Source organism: Catenulispora sp. GAS73, assembly GCF_041262085.1.
GTDB lineage: Bacteria > Actinomycetota > Actinomycetes > Streptomycetales > Catenulisporaceae > Catenulispora.
In genome coordinates this window covers 39,149-55,652 of record NZ_JBGCCM010000010.1, presented here as the reverse complement: position 1 = coordinate 55,652, position 16,504 = coordinate 39,149, and the positions used below count along the sequence as shown (strand labels likewise).

Here is a 16,504-nt window from a genome sequence, read left to right as displayed (position 1 = left end):
CGAGGCGGCCGAACGGCGGAACCCTTTTCACAAAGTCCTGATACGGCGACTCCGGAGTTGCCCAACTCTTTCGACGCGGCCGTCGCTCTTTCCGGACGCGCGAAGCTCGTTTCGGAGATCGAGCAAGCACTTGAGAGCGGAGCGGGCCCGGGCCGAGCACCCGTCGTCAACATCTACGGGCCGCCGGGAATCGGCAAGACGACGATCACGAAGATCCTGGCGCGTCGGACCGCGCGGCAGGTATTGCTGGCTCGCCTGGAGCCCGACGAGAAGACGGACAAAGCCAAGTCCGGTACCTCGCGGATCCTCGCCGAACTGCTGGAGCAGATGGACGCGCCGACGGATGCCCTGCAGGGCACGAATACGAACGGCGCCGACAAAAGCCTTACCCAGTACCGCCAGCGGCTGCGTTCCGGCACCTATCTGTTGGTGCTGGACGACGTCTCGGTCATGGACCAGGTCCGTGAACTGCTCCCGCAGAACGCGGCCAGCTGCGCGGTCCTCGTGACCCGTAACAAGCTCAGCGATTCCACTGTCACCCAGTCTTATGAAGTCGGGAATCTCGACGACGGCGACGCTCTCACACTGCTTGGCCAGGCAGCTGACTTCGACAGGGTCAAACGGGAGATCGGCGCGGCGGAGCTGATCATCCGGCTGTGCGGCAACATGCCGCTGGCGCTGAGCATCGCCGGCGCCCGGCTCGCCCTGCGCCCGTACTGGTCGCTGGGGACGTTCGCGGCGCGGCTGCTCGACGAGCAGACGCGGCTCGACGAGTTGCAGCTCGGCGAAGTCGGGGTCCGGAAGAACCTCAGCGTGAGCTACAAGGACCTGACGGCGGTGGAGAAACGGGCGTTCCGCAGACTCGGGATGCTGGATCAGGTCGTGGCGTCCTGGGTCGTGGCCCCGCTGCTCGACGTCAGCTACATCGACGCCGACCAGATCGCCAAACGGCTGGCGGAGGCGAATCTGCTCCAGGAAGTCTGGTCCTCCGATCGCCGCGATCGGCGTTACGGGATGCACGAGCTGGTCAAGTGCTATGCCCAAGAGGTTCTGATCGACGACTCCGACGCCGACCGGAAGGCGGCAGTCGAACGCCTGACCTCTGCCTACACGACCCTCGCACATCACGTCGCCGACCAGCTGGACACCGTGGGGCCGGCCAGGCGCGGGGGTTTCGCCGTCGTGTCGTCCTCGGCCCTGACCCTGGAAGACCTTGAGCACATCACCGGCACGACACCGCTCAGGTTCCTGGTCGCCGAATCCCGCGCGATGGTGGCGACGGTCAAACTGGCCACCCAGTTCGGTCTGACCGAGCTGTGCTGGCAGGCCGCCGTGGCCGCGCTCCCCTTCTTCGAGGTGATGCGCGGCGCCTGGGGCTCGTGGACGCCGCCCGCGGAGATCCCGGCGCCGGCGTCGTCCGCCGACGCCTCGGCCGAGGACGAGGTGTGGGAGCAGGCCATGATGCACCTGGTCCGGGGGACGCACGCGACTGCCGTCGACCACTACGACGTCGCCGACGAGCACTTCCAGCACGCGCAGGACCTGTTCCGGAAGGCGGGTGACGAGGCCCGCTACGCGGAGACGGTCCGTCGTCGCGGCGAGGCTCAGCGGGTACGCGGCCACTACACCGACGCCACGATATGGCTCCAGGAGGCGCGCGAGTGCAGCACCAGAACAGGCGACGTTCTCGGGGAGGCGAGGGCATTGCTCGACCTGGGCAACTGCCACCGCGTCGCACACCTGGACGCCCGTGCGTTGAAGGAGCTCAAGAAGGCGCTGGCCATTTTCAGGGATAGGGGAGAGCGCTTCGAGGAAGCTCGGGCCCTCCGTGCGCTCGGCATCCTTGAGCAGCAAAGCCTCAATACCGAGAAGAGCGAAGAGTACCTGGTCGAGGCACTGGGGATCTTCGAGTCTTTCGAAGCCTACAAAGGGAACTCCTACTGGGCGGCCTGTACCCGCTATTCCCTGGGGAAACTCCGACTGGATCAGGACCGTCCGCAGGAGGCGGCGGAGATGCTCGACACGGCGCTCGCCGCCTTCGAGGGCCAATCGGGATCCCGTCTGTGGCGGGCGCGCATCCACCGCCAGCTCGCTCATGTCTCGCTGGCCGAGGGGCGGTTGGACGAGGCGCGACAGCACGCGCAGACCGCCTACGAGCTCTGCGAGAACCTCGAACTCCAGATCTGGATGGCACACGCCAAGCGCACACTCGCCGAGGTGTCGATGGCCGAAGGCGATCTGGAAGAGACCGAGCGCCTGCTGACCGAGGCGAAGGAGACCTACGACCAGGTGTGGAACCCCTGGTATGCGGCGGAGGCGGCGTGGAAGCTCGCGCTGGCGTATTCGGAGCTCCACAAAGACAAGGGCAAGGCGATTCCACTGCTGTACGAGGCGGTGAGCGGGTTCGGGAAGATCGACGACAACCGGCGTCGTGAAGTCGTCGACCACCTGACCATGCTTTCGCGGCCCGTCGTCGCCCCGGTCACCAAGAGATTGGGGATGGCGCTCAAACGCTCGGCCTAGGGCCGGGGCCGGCTCGCGGTGAGAGCCGTCGTCGGCACACCAACAGAGACTGGCCGTTCGTCTCGACATGGAGACGGACGCTCGGAGGGGACCAGAAGTCTGATGCGGTTTCGTTTCGATTTTCACGACGCCGTTCTGTTCATACTGTCCGGAGCGAGTGTCGCCGCGTTGGCGATCGTCAGCATCAGCCCGCCAGTGACCGCGGACAAGATCGCGTTGATCACCTTCGGCTCGCTGACCGCGGCTGTCGCCGCGCCGATGGTCGAGAACCGGATCGCCAACGGTCCGATCCCGCCCCGGACGGACAGGCCGGGTGCGACCGGTGACTCCGGGATCAGGACCCGCGACTCCGGCTCCGGGATCAGAACCGGCGACCTCGACAACAGAGCCAGGCCCGAGACGCCGGCGCCGCGCCGCCGCCGAGGCGGGGGCGGGGGCGATGCGACGGAGGCGAAGCCGCCGACCGACGTCCTCTACACGCTCCTGCAGTCCTCGCCGGATAGCAGGACCTCGGTCGTGGGCCGTGAACAGGAGCTCAAGGGCGTCGCGCGGCGTCTGGTCGTCCAGCGGAACGCGGACTCGAAATGACGGGCAACGGGTGGGCGATCCTGGCGATGCACGGCATGCCCGGAGTCGGGAAGTCGGCGTTCGCCACAGAGCTGTGGGGAAGACTCCACTCGCAGCACCCCGGGGAGCACGCGTTCGTCCGGTGGGAGCCGGAGTGGGGCGAACCGACCAGGGCTGCCGTCGTGCGGAGGCTTCTGGTGGAGCTGAAGGTCCCCGAGCGCGAACTGATCGGAGCCGGGGACGACCTCTGCGAGCGCCAACTGCGGCACAACCTCCAAGATAAGCCCGGCCATCTCATCGTGATCGACGGGCTCTGCAGGGGGATCCCGCAGAGCGAGCTCGACGACCTTTTGAGCCGGATCAAGACCACGCACTCGACGTTCATCGTGGTCAGCCGCACCAAGCCGACCGGCTATGGTGCCGACCAGCTTTTCGAAGTCCGGCCGCTGGGTCCCGCCTCCAGCAAGGCGCTGGTTCGGTCGATGCTCGGCAAGAAGACGGAGCTCGATCATCCTGCCGAGTTCGCGGAGGTGATCCAGTCGTGCGACGGTCTTCCCCGTGCGCTGCACACGGCGTGCACGCGGGTGCGGAAGCTCACCACCCTCGCCGACGTGAGCGAGGCTCTGAAAGACCCGGAAACGTGCCTGCCGTTCCTGAAGACGGACGACCACGACCTCGGTGCCGAACTCGCATCGGAGTACAACGCGCTGTCCGAGAACCACCGTCGTGTCCTCGGTGCCGTGAGCCTGCTGCGATCTCGGGCCGTCGGCGCGCAGGCGGTGTCGACCATCACGGGCATCGGCGTCCGGGCCGCGGAGGAGCTGCTCGCCGAGCTGGAGGACGTACGGCTGCTCAGCGCCGAGACACCCGGCTTCGCCAGTCCTGAGCCCCGGTATGTGCAGCATCGGCTGGTGGGGCTGGCACTGCGTGAGCTCAATGCCGACGCCTGCCAGGCTTTCGGACTCACCCGGCAGCCGCTGGATCGATACTACGAGACGCAGATCGCTGAGATCTTCGACGAGTGGAGCCACGAACAAGGCTCTTCGCCCGGCGCGAGCGAGAAGCTGCTGGCGCTTCTGCGGCACGACTATCGTGACGCCCTCACGGCCACGCTCGACGCTTACCTGAGCGGCCGTGGCAAGACCTGCTGGCAGCTCGGCCATATGATCACCGGCCTGTTCCCGATCGTGAGCTGCGATTGGCGGATGTGGGAGGAGTTCTTCGAGGCCGCGCAGCGGGCCGCGAAGCGTGATGGTGAGATCGAGGCCTCGGTGTCCACCGTGCAGGCGCAAGGATTGGCGTACCTGCTCGCCGGAGGACTGAGCGACGCAGAGCCGTTGTTGCGCGACAGTCTCAGAAGGGCCACGGAACGGCAGACCTATGACGCGGACGTCCAGATCAGGTCCTACGTCCATCTGGCAGAGTCCGAGATGGAGCGGGGCCTGTACACCAAAGCCCGCGAGCACATCGAGAGTGCGACACCCATCCGCGACCCGCGGCCCTACGACGCGGACCAGGACTGGGCCGGCTTCGTCTCCGCGGTCGTGAACCGGAACCTGCAAGAGGACACGTGGTACCAGGTCGACCTGCTCGAACAAGCCAGGATCCTGCTGAAGGGCGTCCGGGATCCGACCCGGATGTCACGGATGAGCTTGTACATAGCCGATGCGATGCGGGAGGTCGGGCAGGGCCTGGGCGCCGAGGACGAGTACCACAAGACGTGGGAGTCGGCCGAGAGCGCGGGCGACGCCTTCATGGCCGCGCGCGCCTCGTACAGCACGGCGATGCTGCTGCTGGACTGGAAGGACGTGCCGGGGGCGAGGAGAACGTCGCGGGAACTGGTGCAGATCATCAAGCCGGTCTACGAGGCGAGCCGAGACCCGCTGTGGCGTGATCGGTACGCCTTCCTGTGCGCCAGGCTGAAGTTCGAAGAGGGAGAGCATCTCAAATCCCAGGATTGCAGGAACGCGCTGATCGAGCTCTACAACAGACTCAGGGCCGACCAGAACGACAGGTGGTTGTACACCAACACCGTGTTACTGCTGGCGGAGGCACACCGCACCAGCCAACGGCCCGATCTGGCCCGGCAGTTGCTTGAGACCACGATGCAGGGCTTCGAATACAACAAGAACACGCAGGCGCTGGCCCGCGCCCACGTGATTCTCGGCCATATCAACACCCAGGCAAAGGACAAGCGAAAGGCGCGAGCGGAGTTCAAGAAGGCCGTTGACCTCTTCATGAGCTGCGGCGACGATCGCGGCGAGTACAGCGCGCGCAAAGAACTCGCGCGATCCTGGAGAGGTCCGGCCGTCGTCCGCTCGGGGCACCAGAGATTCCGTGTACGCCGTTTGGATCTGCGCCGTAGCACCCGAAAGCTGGAGCCCCCGACGGGGCGCCCGCTGGGGGTACCGGTTCACGCGACCGCGGAGTCGTCCGCCGGGCGCACGATCCCCGCGCCGCGGTCCGCGGATCACATCCCGTGGCACGAGCGGAGCGGAGCCCACAAATTCACCGTCTTCATGTGCCACGCCGACGCCGACGAGTTACTCGCCAAGGAAGTCGCCAGGGCCTTCGACACGCACCGTATCCCCACCTGGACCAGCTGGACGATACCGGTCGGCGCCTCACTCACCACGAGCTACGAGGAGGGCCTGCGGACCAGCGAGTACGTGGTGGTCTGCGTGACCCCGCGGCTGCGCGACACCGGCTGGGCCGACGCCACGTTCGCACCCCATCTGCACGCGTCGCTGAGCGACCATCTGGGCCCGAAGGTGATCCCCCTGCTCGTCGGCGACGGCACGGCCAAGGACATCCCGCTGCTGCTCGCGAACATGAAACCGGTGACCTTCGGCACCGACGGCTTCGAGAAGCTCATCGCCCAGCTGAAAGAGCGGAAACAGGAGGGTTGACCGTGGCGAACGTGTTCATCAGCCACCGGAGCTCCGACGCGGCGGAAGCCGAGCGCCTGGCCACCGAGCTCAAAGACCGCGGACACGAGGTCTGGCTGGACATCTGGACGGTCCGAGTCGGCGACTCGATCGTGGAGCGCATGAACGAGGGACTCACCGGCATGGCGTACCTGGTGCTCTGCTACTCGGACGCAGGCGTGACCAGCCCCTGGATCAGCAGCGAGTGGATGTCCACCCTGGCCCGCCAGCTCTACGGGGAGCCGGTCAAGATCCTGCCGGTCCGCCTGACGGGCGACGTCGCACCGGCCATCCTCCGGGACCTGAAGCACGCCGATCTGGTCTCGGACTGGGCGAAGGGGATCGAGGATTTGTGCGCCGCGATCAGGTGATCCTGCGGTTTCGGCACCTGGAGGACTACTTGGGACTGGCGGCGCAGATCGGGCTCAAGCTCTCGTCGTAGTTCGACAGCCCCTCGGGCTGCAGGGCTGGGAGCCCATCCACATCGCGAAGGCTAATTCGCGCTACCGGGGTAGGGGTGCCTGGCGACGTCGTGGGCTTCGTCGGCCGGCACCCCCAGCATCCGCAGCATCAGCTCGGCCATGGTCTGCGCGGTCTGCTCGAAGTCGGCGTCGGGCCTGGCGTAGCCCAGTTCCAGCAGGGCCAGCAGGCTTCCGCCCAGGGCGGATAAGGCGACGATCGGGTCGGTCACGGTGAACCGGCCTGTCGCGATGCCCAGTTCCACGTCTTTGAGCGCGCGCTCGGCCAGACCGCGGTCGGTGTAGATGTGCGCGAGTCCTCGGTGGCGCAGGATCTGCACGATCTCCGGGTGCGAACCGGCCAGCCGGACGCTGATCCGTACGCCGCCGGCGACCCGCTCGGCCGGGTCCTCGACGCCGTGCAGCAGTTCGTCCACGACTGAGCCGTATTCGTCGAGCGCGTCGGCCACCGCGGCGTCGAACAAGTCCGCCTTGGACTCGAAGTGGTTGTAGAAGGAGCCGAAGCCCACGTCCGCGCGCTCGGCGATCGCCTGGATGCTGGCGCTGGTGTCCCCGGACTCGGCCAGGATCTGCCGCGCGGCACGGATGAGCGCCTGCCGGGTCTCGGCACGGCGCTTCTCGAACCGGTTCGCGGTCGGGGCTGAGGTCGGCATACCGGCCAGGTTACCAACGATCTCAGAACTGATGACTTCATCATTTCGAACCCTTGACAGATTGACTCATCAATACTGATGATTTCATCAAGTGGCTGCCGGGTGCGGTGGCCGGGGCGCGCCCGACGCCGCCCGAACAGACGACAGGACCTTCCATGCCCGACACCTCCAGCAGCCCGGCCAGCAGCCCGGCCAGCAATCCGGTCGGCAGTTCGGCCAGCAGTCCGGCCCAGGTGAAGACCGCGCATCAGGACTTGCACCACGAGCAGGGAGCAGTGCGCGGCGAGCATCCCGGCCGTTCCCGCAACCCGGTGGTCAAGGTGGCCGACCTCGCCTGGCTTGAGTTCGAGAAGCCCGACCTGGACCGCGCGGCGGTCTTCGCCGCGGACTTCGGTTTCGCGGTGGCCGCGCGCACGCCGGAAGCCCTGTACCTGCGTGGCACGTTGCCCGGTTCGGCATGTGTCGTGGTCCGGCATGGTCGGACCTCGCGCTTCGTCGGGCCGGCGTTCAGGGCCGCCGAGCGGGCAGACCTGGACCGTCTGGAGCGTGCCACCGGCAGGCCGGTGCGGGCTCTCGGTGAGGCCGGCGGCGGCGCCGTCGTCGATCTGCTTGATCCCTCCGGTTTCCCGGTGCGCGTCGTTCACGGCGGTGAACCGCTGCCGGCGTTACCCGAGCAGCGGCCCCTTGTGCTCAACGTCGGCAGTGCACATCCGCGCGTCAACGCCACCCAGCGGCCACCGCGTGAACCGGCCCGCATCCGGCGCCTGGGCCACGTCGTGCTGGAGACGCAGGTCTTCGGCCGCGCTCTGGACTGGTACCTGGACCTCCTCGGGATGATCGTCAGCGACTTCCTGTTCCTGCCCGGGCAGCGCGACCGCGGCCCGACCATGGCGTTCGTCCGCTGCGACCGGGGCAGCGTGGCAGTCGACCACCACACCCTGGCGATGCACCTGTCGCCACGCACGGGGTATGTCCATTCGGCCTACCAGGTCGCCGACCTGGACGCGCTGGCCGCCGGCGGCGAGTACCTGGCCGAGCGCGGCTACCGGCGCAGCTGGGGTGTGGGCCGGCACGTCCAGGGCAGCCAGCTCTTCGACTACTGGCGCGATCCGGACCGCCTGATGGTGGAGCACTTCGCCGACGGCGATCTGTTCTCCTGCGACCTCGAACCCGGCTGGGCGCCGATGTCGGCCTCGGGGCTGTCCCAGTGGGGGCCGGCGGTCACCCGCGACTTCCTCGGCACGAATCCCTCGCCGGAGCTGGTCCGCCAGGTCGTCAGGGCCCTCCGCGCGGACAACGAGATCGACACCGCCCGCCTGCTGGGCCTGATGAAAGCGATGAAACCATGAGCGTCAACGTCTTGCGGACCGCCGACGGCTGGTGGGTGGTCCGCGGCGAGCGTGCCGTCCCCGTTGCGACCAAGGCGGTCACCACCGCCGAGTTGCTGGCCGACCGGAATGCCGTACGGGCGGCCGAGACTGCCGGCGACGAGCCCGGGGTGCCGTTGGCGGAGCTGGAACCGCTCTCGCCGGTCACGGTTCCGTGCCGGGTGGTCGCCCAGATGGTGAACTATCGCAGCCACGCCCGCGAATCCGGGTTCCGCGGCGAGATTCCGCCGACCTTCTTCCGGAAGGCCTCCGGCTCGATCAGCGGACCTCATGATGCCGTCCTCCGTCCGGCTCACGTGCGGCTTCTCGACTACGAGGTCGAACTCGGCCTCGTCCTCGGCGCGCCGCTGCCGGTGGGAACGACCGTCGGCGAGGCGGACCTGCCGCGTCTGGTCGCCGGCTTGGTGCTGTGCAACGACGTCAGTGCTCGCGACGTCCAGCTGACCAAGGGGCAGTTCTACGAGAGCAAGTCCTACCCGACGTTCACACCTGTCGGACCACACCTCGTCCTGCTGGACGACGCGGATTTCGAGCATCTGGAGGATCTGCGCCTGCGGTTGTCGGTAGACGGCGAGCTCCGTCAGGACCGCACGGTGGCCGACATGATCGTCCGTCCCGCGCAGGCGCTCACCACGCTCGCCCGTTTCCAGCGCCTCGATCCGGGCGACCTGTTGCTCACCGGTACTCCGGGCGGTACGGCGTTGCAGGCCCCGCCCAAGGCGGTGGAGAAGATCGGAGCCCTGCTGCCTCCGGCGCTGAAATGGAAGCTGTTCTTCTCCGGCCAGGGCAAGAACCCCCGTTACTTGCAGCCCGGCCAGACGGTCACGGCGACCGCCGCCACCCCCGGCGGGCCGCTGGACCTCGGCGAGCAGCACACCATCGTCACCGGCGAGGCGCCGCGATGAGCACCGGACGGACGGTTGTCCGGGCGCCGGTGGTCATCGTGGGCGGCGGGCCGGTCGGTATCACGGCGGCGCTGCTGCTGGCGCGCCGCGGCATTCGCACCGTCGTGCTGGAGCGACACCATGACGTCTACCCCTTACCGCGTGCGGTGGCCATGGACGACGAGGTCCTCCGCATCCTGCAGGCCGCCGGAATCCACGAGGAGTTCGCTGCCGTCGCGCGCCCGGCCAACGGGCTGAGGCTGCTCGACGCCCGGCACCGGGTGCTGGCCGAGTTCCGGCGCGACGCTCCGAACGGCCGCCACGGCTTCCCGCAGACCAGTCTGTTCGACCAGCCTGATCTTGAGCGCCTGCTTCGCAAAGCTTTGTCACAGTACGAAGAGTCCGAAGTCCGTGGCGGTGTGGAAGTCGTCGACGTGCGGGAACTGCCCGGCGGCGGACCGGCGCCGGTGCGGGTGACGCTGCGCTCGGCTGAGGGTGGGCCGCCCGGGCAGTCCCGGCAGCCAGAGGAGCCTGAGGAGCCTGAGGAGCTGTGGGCCGACGTCGTGCTGGGCTGCGACGGCGCGAACAGCATCGTGCGCCAGGCCATCGGTGCGGCCTGGGAGGATCTGCGTTTCGAGGAGCGCTGGCTGGTCCTGGATGTGCGCACCAGCCTGCCGGTTCGCTGCTGGGAGGGCGTAGACCAGGTCTGTGACCCGGTCCGAGCCGGCACGTTCATGCGGGTCGGCGAAGACCGCTACCGGTGGGAGTTCCGCCTGGCCGACGGCGAAGACGCGGACCTGCTGTCAGCCCCCGACCGAATCAGAGCCTTGGTACGGCCATGGGTCGCTCCCGCCGACGGCGACGATTTCGAGGTCATCAGGCACACCGAGTACACCTTCCGGGCCAGGCTCGCAGACCGGTGGCGCCGGGGCCGGATCTTTCTGCTCGGCGACGCCGCGCACCTCACGCCGCCGTTCATCGGCCAGGGGCTGTGCGCGGGGCTTCGCGACGCCCACAACCTGGCCTGGAAGGTGGCGCGTGTCCTGACCGGCGACGCGGGCGAGGCGCTGCTCGACAGCTACGAAAGCGAACGCAGACCGCACGCCCGGCACATGATCCGGCTCGCGATCGCGACCGGCTGGACCATGACCGGCGGTCAGGATCGGGTCGCCGCACTGCGCCGCACCCTGCTCGGCATCGCCTGCCGCATACCCGGCCTGAGCGCGGCGTTGGCCGACAACCTCAGCCCCGCTCTGACCCGCGGGCCGCTCGTGGATCGCCGACGGCGGTTCCGGCAGCTCGTCGGGCACCTGTGCCCGCAGCCCTGGATCACCGTCGGCGGCCGGCGTACCCGGCTCGACGACGTCCTCGGCGATTCCTTCGCGGTGGTGACCGTCGGTACGCCGACGCCCGGTCTGCTCGCCGCGGCTCGGGCTTTGGACGCACAGGTCGTCGACGTCGCCGGCAGCCCGGTCGCCGACTGGTTGCGCCGTGGCGGCGCCCGCGCTGCCGTGCTGCGTCCCGACCGGGTCGTGCTGGACGTCGCAGGACGCGATGGTTCCCTGCCCGGCATCACTGACTGGGCACCGCTGCTCAGCACACCCGTTCCCCCGCCATCGAGGAGAAGCGCCTGATGACCCCCGAGCCGTTCTGGACTCCCGACGCCGCCGTCGCGTCCGGCAGCCGTATCGCAGACTTCGGCCGATGGCTGGCGCAGCACCGCGGGGTCGCCGTCCCCGACTATGCCGCCCTGCATCAATGGTCTGTGACAGATCTCGAAGGCTTCTGGAGCGCGATCTGGGAGTACTTCGACGTCAAGGCCGCCACCGGCTATCGGCGGGTCCTCGCCTCGGAGCGGATGCCCGGCGCCGAATGGTTCACCGGCGCGACTCTCAACTACGCCGAACACGCGCTGCGCCACCTGGCACCCGACCAGGCCGCGATCATCGCGCTCGACGAGAACGGCGCCGGCCGGGAGATCACCGGGGACGAACTGCGCGCACAGGTCGCCTCGGTCGCGGCCACCCTGCGCGAGGCCGGCGTGGGCGTGGGCGACCGCGTCGTCGGATACCTGCCGAACACACCGCACGCCATCATCGCCTTCCTCGCCGCCGCGAGCCTGGGCGCCGTCTGGTCGGTGTGCGGCCAGGACTACGCCCCGGCTGCCGCCGCCGACCGCTTCGCCCAGCTCGATCCCGCGGTCTTGTTCGCCGCCGACGGCTACCTGTTCAACGGCACCGTCCACGACCGGCGCGAAGCCACCGACGAACTGCGTCGGGCGCTGCCGAGCCTGAAGGCCGCCGTCCTCGTCGACCACGTGGGGCTGCCCTGGCCGGCCGACAACGCCGACGATGCCGATAACGCCGATAACGCCGACAACACCGGCGCGGCGATCGCCTGGGCCGAGGCCGCCGGGCGCGAAGAACCGCCGGCCTTCACGCCGGTGCCCTTCGACCACCCACTGTGGATCCTGTTCTCCTCCGGTACCACCGGTCTGCCCAAAGGCATCGTCCACGGCCACGGCGGCATCCTGCTCGAACATCTCAAAACCCTGGGACTGCACTCCGACCTCGGCCCGGGTGATCGACTGCTGTGGTACACCACCACCCACTGGATGATGTGGAACATGGTGGTGTCCGCCCTCCTGCTCGGGGCGACCACGTGTACCTACGACGGAAGCCCGGTCCCCGTCTCCCGACCGGACCTGCTGTGGGAGCTGGCCGCCCGGCACCGCGTCACCGTCTTCGGCACCAGCCCGCAGTACCTGACGGCCTGCGCCAAGTACGGCATCGACCCGGCCGTGCACGACCTGTCCTCGATCCGTGCCGTCGGCAGCACCGGCTCCGCGCTGCCGGCGTCGGCGCATCCCTGGGTCCGCGAGCACGTCGGCGCGCGCGTCCAGCTGGCCTCGACCAGCGGCGGTACCGACATCGCGGCCGGCTTCGCAGGCAGCGCCCCCACCACCCCGGTGTGGGCCGGCGAGATCTCGGCCCCGAACCTGGGCGTCGCCCTGGCGGCGTTCGACGCCGACGGCCGGCCGGGGGTCGACCAGGTCGGCGAACTCGTCGTCACCCGGCCGATGCCGTCGATGCCGCTGGCGTTCTGGAACGATCCTGACGGCAGCCGCTACCGCGAGGCGTACTTCGCCACCTACCCGGGCCTGTGGCGGCACGGGGACTGGATCACCCTGACCTCCCACGGCTCGGTCGTGGTCCACGGGCGCTCGGACTCCACCCTCAACCGCAACGGCGTGCGTCTGGGCAGCGCCGACATCCACGCCGCGGTCGAGCGACTACCGGAGATCGCCGAGGCCTTGGTCATCGGGGCCGAAGAGCCCGACGGCGGCTATTGGATGCCGCTGTTCGTGGTTCCGGCCCCGGGCGTCGTTCTCGATGGAGAACTGCGCGAGAAGATCCGCGACACGATCCGCTCCGGTGCCTCACCTCGCCACGTCCCCGACGAGATCGTCGAGGTCTCCGCGATCCCGCATACCCGCACCGGCAAGAAGCTGGAAGTCCCCGTCAAGCGGCTGCTGCAGGGCGCGCCCGCCGATGAAGTCGTGAACCCGGCCACCGTCGACGATCCGGAGCTCATCGCCTACTACGCCCGGTTGGGCACCGAGCGCCGTGCCCGCCGGTTCCTGGCCCGGCAGACAGTCGGTGTGCTGGGCACCGTCCGGCCCGATGGGGGAGCGCGCCAGTCGACTGTCTACTTCGTGCTGGACGGTGACCGCCTGCTGATATCGACCGAAGCCGACCGAGCCAAGGCGCGCGACGTGGAACGTACCGGCCACGCCTCGCTGTGTGTCGTCGGCGCCGGCGCCCCGTATCCGTCGGTGACGGTCGAAGGCGCCGCGCGCCTCCGGACGACGGACATCGGCGCCGACACCGCCTTGGTCTGGTCTCGCATCAGCGCCGAACCGGTCGACCCGATCGGTGACGCGGACCTGGCCGCGATGAACCGCGTCGTACTGGAGATCGCCGTTCAGCGGATCTACGGCGCTTCCTACCTTGATCCGTCATCAGAGCACGAAGGAACTTCATCATGACCGGACGCATCGATGTCCATCAGCACATGATCCCTGAGATCTATGCGCGCTGGCTGCACGCCCAAGGCGTCAAGGACCCGGGCGGCCGGCAACTGCCGGAGTGGAGCTCGGACGCCGCCTTGGACCTCATGGACCGTCAGGGTATTGAAACAGCAATCCTCTCGGTGAGCACTCCGGGGGTGTTTCTGGGCGACGGCACCGACGCGGCACGTATGGCCAGGCAGGTCAACGAATACGCCGCCGAGCTCGTCACCGCTCATCCCGAACGCTTCGGCTTCTTCGCCACGCTGCCGTTGCCCGACGTGCCGGCCGCGGTGGCCGAGGCCACGCACGCGCTCGACGTTTTGTCGGCCGACGGTGTGGTGTTGTTGGCCAACAATGCCGGTGTCTATCTGGGAGACCCGGCCTTCGATCCGTTGCTGGCCGAACTGAACGAGCGGGCGGCCGTCGTGTTCGTCCACCCGAACGAGCTGCCGGGCGCGGCAGCCGACGGAATCCCGCCCTTCGCGGCCGACTTCCTGTTGGACACCACGCGCGCTGCTTACAACCTCGTCAAGCTTGACGTGCCACGACGCTTCCCGAGCATCCGCTTCATTCTCGCCCACGGCGGCGGCTTCGTTCCTTATGCCGCGCACCGGCTCGCCGTGACGATCTTCGGCGAGACCGGGCGCGACCTGAACCAGATCCTGGACGACTTGCGCGGCTTCTACTTCGACACCGCGCTCACCTCCAGCCCGGCCGCACTGCCGTCGTTGCTGGCGTTCGCCAAGCCTGGCCACGTGCTCTATGGCAGCGACTGGCCGTTCGCGCCGGAGTTGGCCGTCGGCTACTTCAACACCTGGGCCGACGATGCGCACATCGACCATCGCAGCGCCCGTGCACTCTTCTCCCGCCTGAAGGAGACGACGCCCGATGTATGACGTTCTCATCGTGGGCGGTGGCGGCGCCGGCCTGACCGCGTCCATGCTGCTCTCGCAACTGGGCGTCGACTCTATGTTGGTCAGTTCGCTGCCGACGACGTCGGCGCTACCGAAGGCGCACGTGCTCAACCAGCACACCATGGAGATCTTCGCCGGCCTCGGCATCGCCGACGCCGTCTACGAACGCGGCACGCCACCGGAGCAGATGCGCTACTCGGGTTGGTACGCCGGACTGGCCGGCCCTGACGACGGCTCCGACGACAGCCCCGACGACGACCACGGCCGGCGCCTCGGTCTCGTCGAATCCTGGGGGTGCGGAGGCCGATCGCCCGAGTGGGCCTCGGCCAGCCCCCACCTGTCGACCAACCTGCCGCAGATCCGGCTGGAGCCCATCCTCAAGGCACGTGCCGAGGAACTGGCGCCCCGCGGGATCCGGTTCAACCACGAACTCACCGCCCTCGTCCAGGACTCCGAAGGCGTCACCGCGACGATCGTGGATCGCGGGACGGGTCAAGCCTCTGAGATCCGTTCCAGATACCTCTTGGCCTGCGACGGCGGCCGAACCGTGGGCAAACTGCTCGGCGTCGAGATGGAGGGCCTGCGCGACCTCGCCCGCGTCGCCACCGTCCACTTCTCGGCGGACCTGTCGGCCCGGGCCCAGGACCCGGAGGTGCTGATCCGCTGGTTGGTCCTGCCGCACACCGGCGCCGGTGCCACCATGGTGCCCATGGGCCCCGACCGCTGGGGACCGGACTCCGAAGAATGGGTCGTCCACCTCAACTACGCCGCCGACGACCATCGAGGCCTCGACGACGGCCAGGTCATCGCCGACCTGCGCACGGCCCTGGGCCTGCCCGACCACCCGATCGACGTCCACCTCGTCACCCGCTGGTCCATCGAGGGCGTCGTCGCCGACCGCTTCCGCGACGGCCGGGTCTTCCTGCTCGGAGACGCCGCCCACCGCCACCCGCCCACCGGCGGCCTCGGCCTGAACTCCGCGATCCAGGACGCGGCCAATCTGGCGTGGAAGCTCGCTGCGGTGTTGCGCGGCGACGCCGATCCCCGGCTCCTGGACACTTACGAGCCCGAACGCAAGCCGGTCACCACCCGCAACGTCCAGCGCTCGATCGAGAACGCCCTCAACCACCTCGTCACGGCAGAGATGACCGGCATCTCGCCAGAAAACTCCCCGCAAGCCAACTGGCAGTCCCTACGCCGGCTGTGGAGCGGCCTGGACGAGGACGCCGAGTTCGCCGCCACGATCCGGCGTGCGATCGCCAGCCAGTCGATGGAGTTCGACGAGCACAACATCGAATACGGATACACCTACGAATCCGCCGCCATCGTCCCGGACGGTACGCCTGAGCCGGCCAACCCCGATCCCGTCCGCATCTATCAGCCCGTCGCCCGCCCCGGCCACCCCCTGCCGCACGCCTGGCTCGAAGACCGGCTCGGCCGTCGCTTGTCCGTCCACGACCTCGTCCACCCGGGCCGCTTCCTCCTCATCGCCGCCGAGGACGCCCACGACTGGTGCACCGCGGCGACGAAACTCGCCGACACCTGGCCGCTGGACGCCGTCCGTATCGGCCACCTGGACGGGGACTATCTCGACCCCCGCTCCACGTGGACCCGCCACCGCGGGCATCCCGGGCAGGGCGCCATCCTCGTGCGCCCAGACCGCTTCGTCGCCTGGCGTACGCAGTCCTCGGATCACGCGACGGAACGGCTGGCCGAGGTGTTGCGGGCGATTCTTGGCGTTGCGGGGACCGAATAACGCGGACGGCGACTACCTCGGTCATCAGCGCCATCCACAGCCTCGCCACAGTCCGTCGGACGTGCGGAACGCGCCTGCCTTGCGCGTCAAGCACATGGAACGCGCTGCCGGCAGGCTTACCGGGCCACCACGGATTCCCGGCGGGCGGCCGACCGCTGTGCGTGCCGGCGAACTGTTGGCGGCGTGTCCGGGCCGAACTGAGGAGAACAGGAAGGCAGATCGGTCGCCGCGAGCCACGCGCGCGCCGTCAACCCGACCCGGCTCAGGATTGCCGAGCTGTCCGGTGACCGCCACTCAGAGGCAGGCCGCGTTGCCGAGGCCGAGGCCGAGGCCGAGGCCGT

Annotated in this window: 11 protein-coding genes; 10 read left to right on the top strand and 1 reads right to left on the bottom strand. The window is 68.7% G+C overall.

What is annotated here, in order from left to right:
* The first annotated feature begins 57 nt into the window (after positions 1-57).
* From ABH935_RS16890 to ABH935_RS16875, 4 genes are all read left to right on the top strand, one after another.
* Positions 58-2,523 (top strand): tetratricopeptide repeat protein, encoded by a 2,466-nt coding sequence (locus ABH935_RS16890; protein WP_370378835.1) that lies wholly within the window; start codon positions 58-60, stop codon positions 2,521-2,523.
* A gap of 168 nt (positions 2,524-2,691) precedes the next feature.
* Positions 2,692-3,111, top strand: coding sequence for a hypothetical protein (locus ABH935_RS16885; protein WP_370378834.1), 420 nt, complete (start codon positions 2,692-2,694; stop codon positions 3,109-3,111).
* Positions 3,108-5,999 carry a TIR domain-containing protein gene (locus ABH935_RS16880; RefSeq protein ID WP_370378833.1) on the top strand — a complete coding sequence of 964 codons (2,892 nt, stop codon included), beginning with the start codon at positions 3,108-3,110 and terminating at the stop codon, positions 5,997-5,999. The genes ABH935_RS16885 and ABH935_RS16880 overlap by 4 nt, the downstream gene beginning before the upstream one ends.
* 2 nt (positions 6,000-6,001) lie before the next feature.
* The gene (locus ABH935_RS16875; RefSeq protein ID WP_370378832.1) at positions 6,002-6,388 is read left to right on the top strand and encodes a toll/interleukin-1 receptor domain-containing protein; all 387 of its coding nucleotides are present in this window, start codon (positions 6,002-6,004) and stop codon (positions 6,386-6,388) included.
* Between the two features lie 122 nt (positions 6,389-6,510).
* Here ABH935_RS16875 and ABH935_RS16870 read toward each other — a convergent pair whose 3' ends face one another.
* The gene (locus ABH935_RS16870) at positions 6,511-7,149 is read right to left on the bottom strand and encodes a TetR/AcrR family transcriptional regulator (RefSeq protein WP_370378831.1); all 639 of its coding nucleotides are present in this window, start codon (positions 7,147-7,149) and stop codon (positions 6,511-6,513) included.
* Between the two features lie 155 nt (positions 7,150-7,304).
* Here ABH935_RS16870 and ABH935_RS16865 point away from each other — a divergent pair, with 155 nt between their 5' ends.
* From ABH935_RS16865 to ABH935_RS16840, 6 genes are read left to right on the top strand one after another with little or no spacing between them, the layout of a single operon-like run.
* The gene (locus ABH935_RS16865) at positions 7,305-8,498 is read left to right on the top strand and encodes a VOC family protein (protein ID WP_370378830.1); all 1,194 of its coding nucleotides are present in this window, start codon (positions 7,305-7,307) and stop codon (positions 8,496-8,498) included.
* A complete protein-coding gene (locus ABH935_RS16860; protein WP_370378829.1) occupies positions 8,495-9,442 on the top strand; it encodes a fumarylacetoacetate hydrolase family protein in 948 nt (315 codons plus the stop codon). Before ABH935_RS16865 ends, ABH935_RS16860 begins: the two co-directional genes overlap by 4 nt.
* Positions 9,439-11,055, top strand: a complete 1,617-nt coding sequence (locus tag ABH935_RS16855) for a bifunctional 3-(3-hydroxy-phenyl)propionate/3-hydroxycinnamic acid hydroxylase (protein WP_370378828.1) — start codon at positions 9,439-9,441, stop codon at positions 11,053-11,055. The genes ABH935_RS16860 and ABH935_RS16855 overlap by 4 nt, the downstream gene beginning before the upstream one ends.
* The gene (locus ABH935_RS16850) at positions 11,055-13,469 is read left to right on the top strand and encodes an acetoacetate--CoA ligase (protein WP_370378827.1); all 2,415 of its coding nucleotides are present in this window, start codon (positions 11,055-11,057) and stop codon (positions 13,467-13,469) included. The genes ABH935_RS16855 and ABH935_RS16850 overlap by 1 nt, the downstream gene beginning before the upstream one ends.
* Complete coding sequence (locus tag ABH935_RS16845; protein WP_370378826.1) at positions 13,466-14,389, top strand: amidohydrolase family protein; 924 nt, start codon at positions 13,466-13,468, stop codon at positions 14,387-14,389. Before ABH935_RS16850 ends, ABH935_RS16845 begins: the two co-directional genes overlap by 4 nt.
* Positions 14,382-16,163, top strand: a complete 1,782-nt coding sequence (locus tag ABH935_RS16840) for an FAD-dependent monooxygenase (RefSeq protein ID WP_370378825.1) — start codon at positions 14,382-14,384, stop codon at positions 16,161-16,163. Before ABH935_RS16845 ends, ABH935_RS16840 begins: the two co-directional genes overlap by 8 nt.
* Positions 16,164-16,504 lie beyond the last annotated feature (341 nt).

Excerpts from the sequence above, each read along its gene's own strand:
- ABH935_RS16880 (WP_370378833.1), top strand. The coding sequence starts at position 3,108 with ATGACGGGCAACGGGTGGGCGATCCTGGCGATGCACGGCATGCCCGGA.
- ABH935_RS16870 (WP_370378831.1), bottom strand. The coding sequence starts at position 7,149 with ATGCCGACCTCAGCCCCGACCGCGAACCGGTTCGAGAAGCGCCGTGCC.
- ABH935_RS16865 (WP_370378830.1), top strand. The coding sequence starts at position 7,305 with ATGCCCGACACCTCCAGCAGCCCGGCCAGCAGCCCGGCCAGCAATCCG.
- ABH935_RS16860 (WP_370378829.1), top strand. The coding sequence starts at position 8,495 with ATGAGCGTCAACGTCTTGCGGACCGCCGACGGCTGGTGGGTGGTCCGC.
- ABH935_RS16855 (WP_370378828.1), top strand. The coding sequence starts at position 9,439 with ATGAGCACCGGACGGACGGTTGTCCGGGCGCCGGTGGTCATCGTGGGC.
- ABH935_RS16850 (WP_370378827.1), top strand. The coding sequence starts at position 11,055 with ATGACCCCCGAGCCGTTCTGGACTCCCGACGCCGCCGTCGCGTCCGGC.
- ABH935_RS16845 (WP_370378826.1), top strand. The coding sequence starts at position 13,466 with ATGACCGGACGCATCGATGTCCATCAGCACATGATCCCTGAGATCTAT.
- ABH935_RS16840 (WP_370378825.1), top strand. The coding sequence starts at position 14,382 with ATGTATGACGTTCTCATCGTGGGCGGTGGCGGCGCCGGCCTGACCGCG.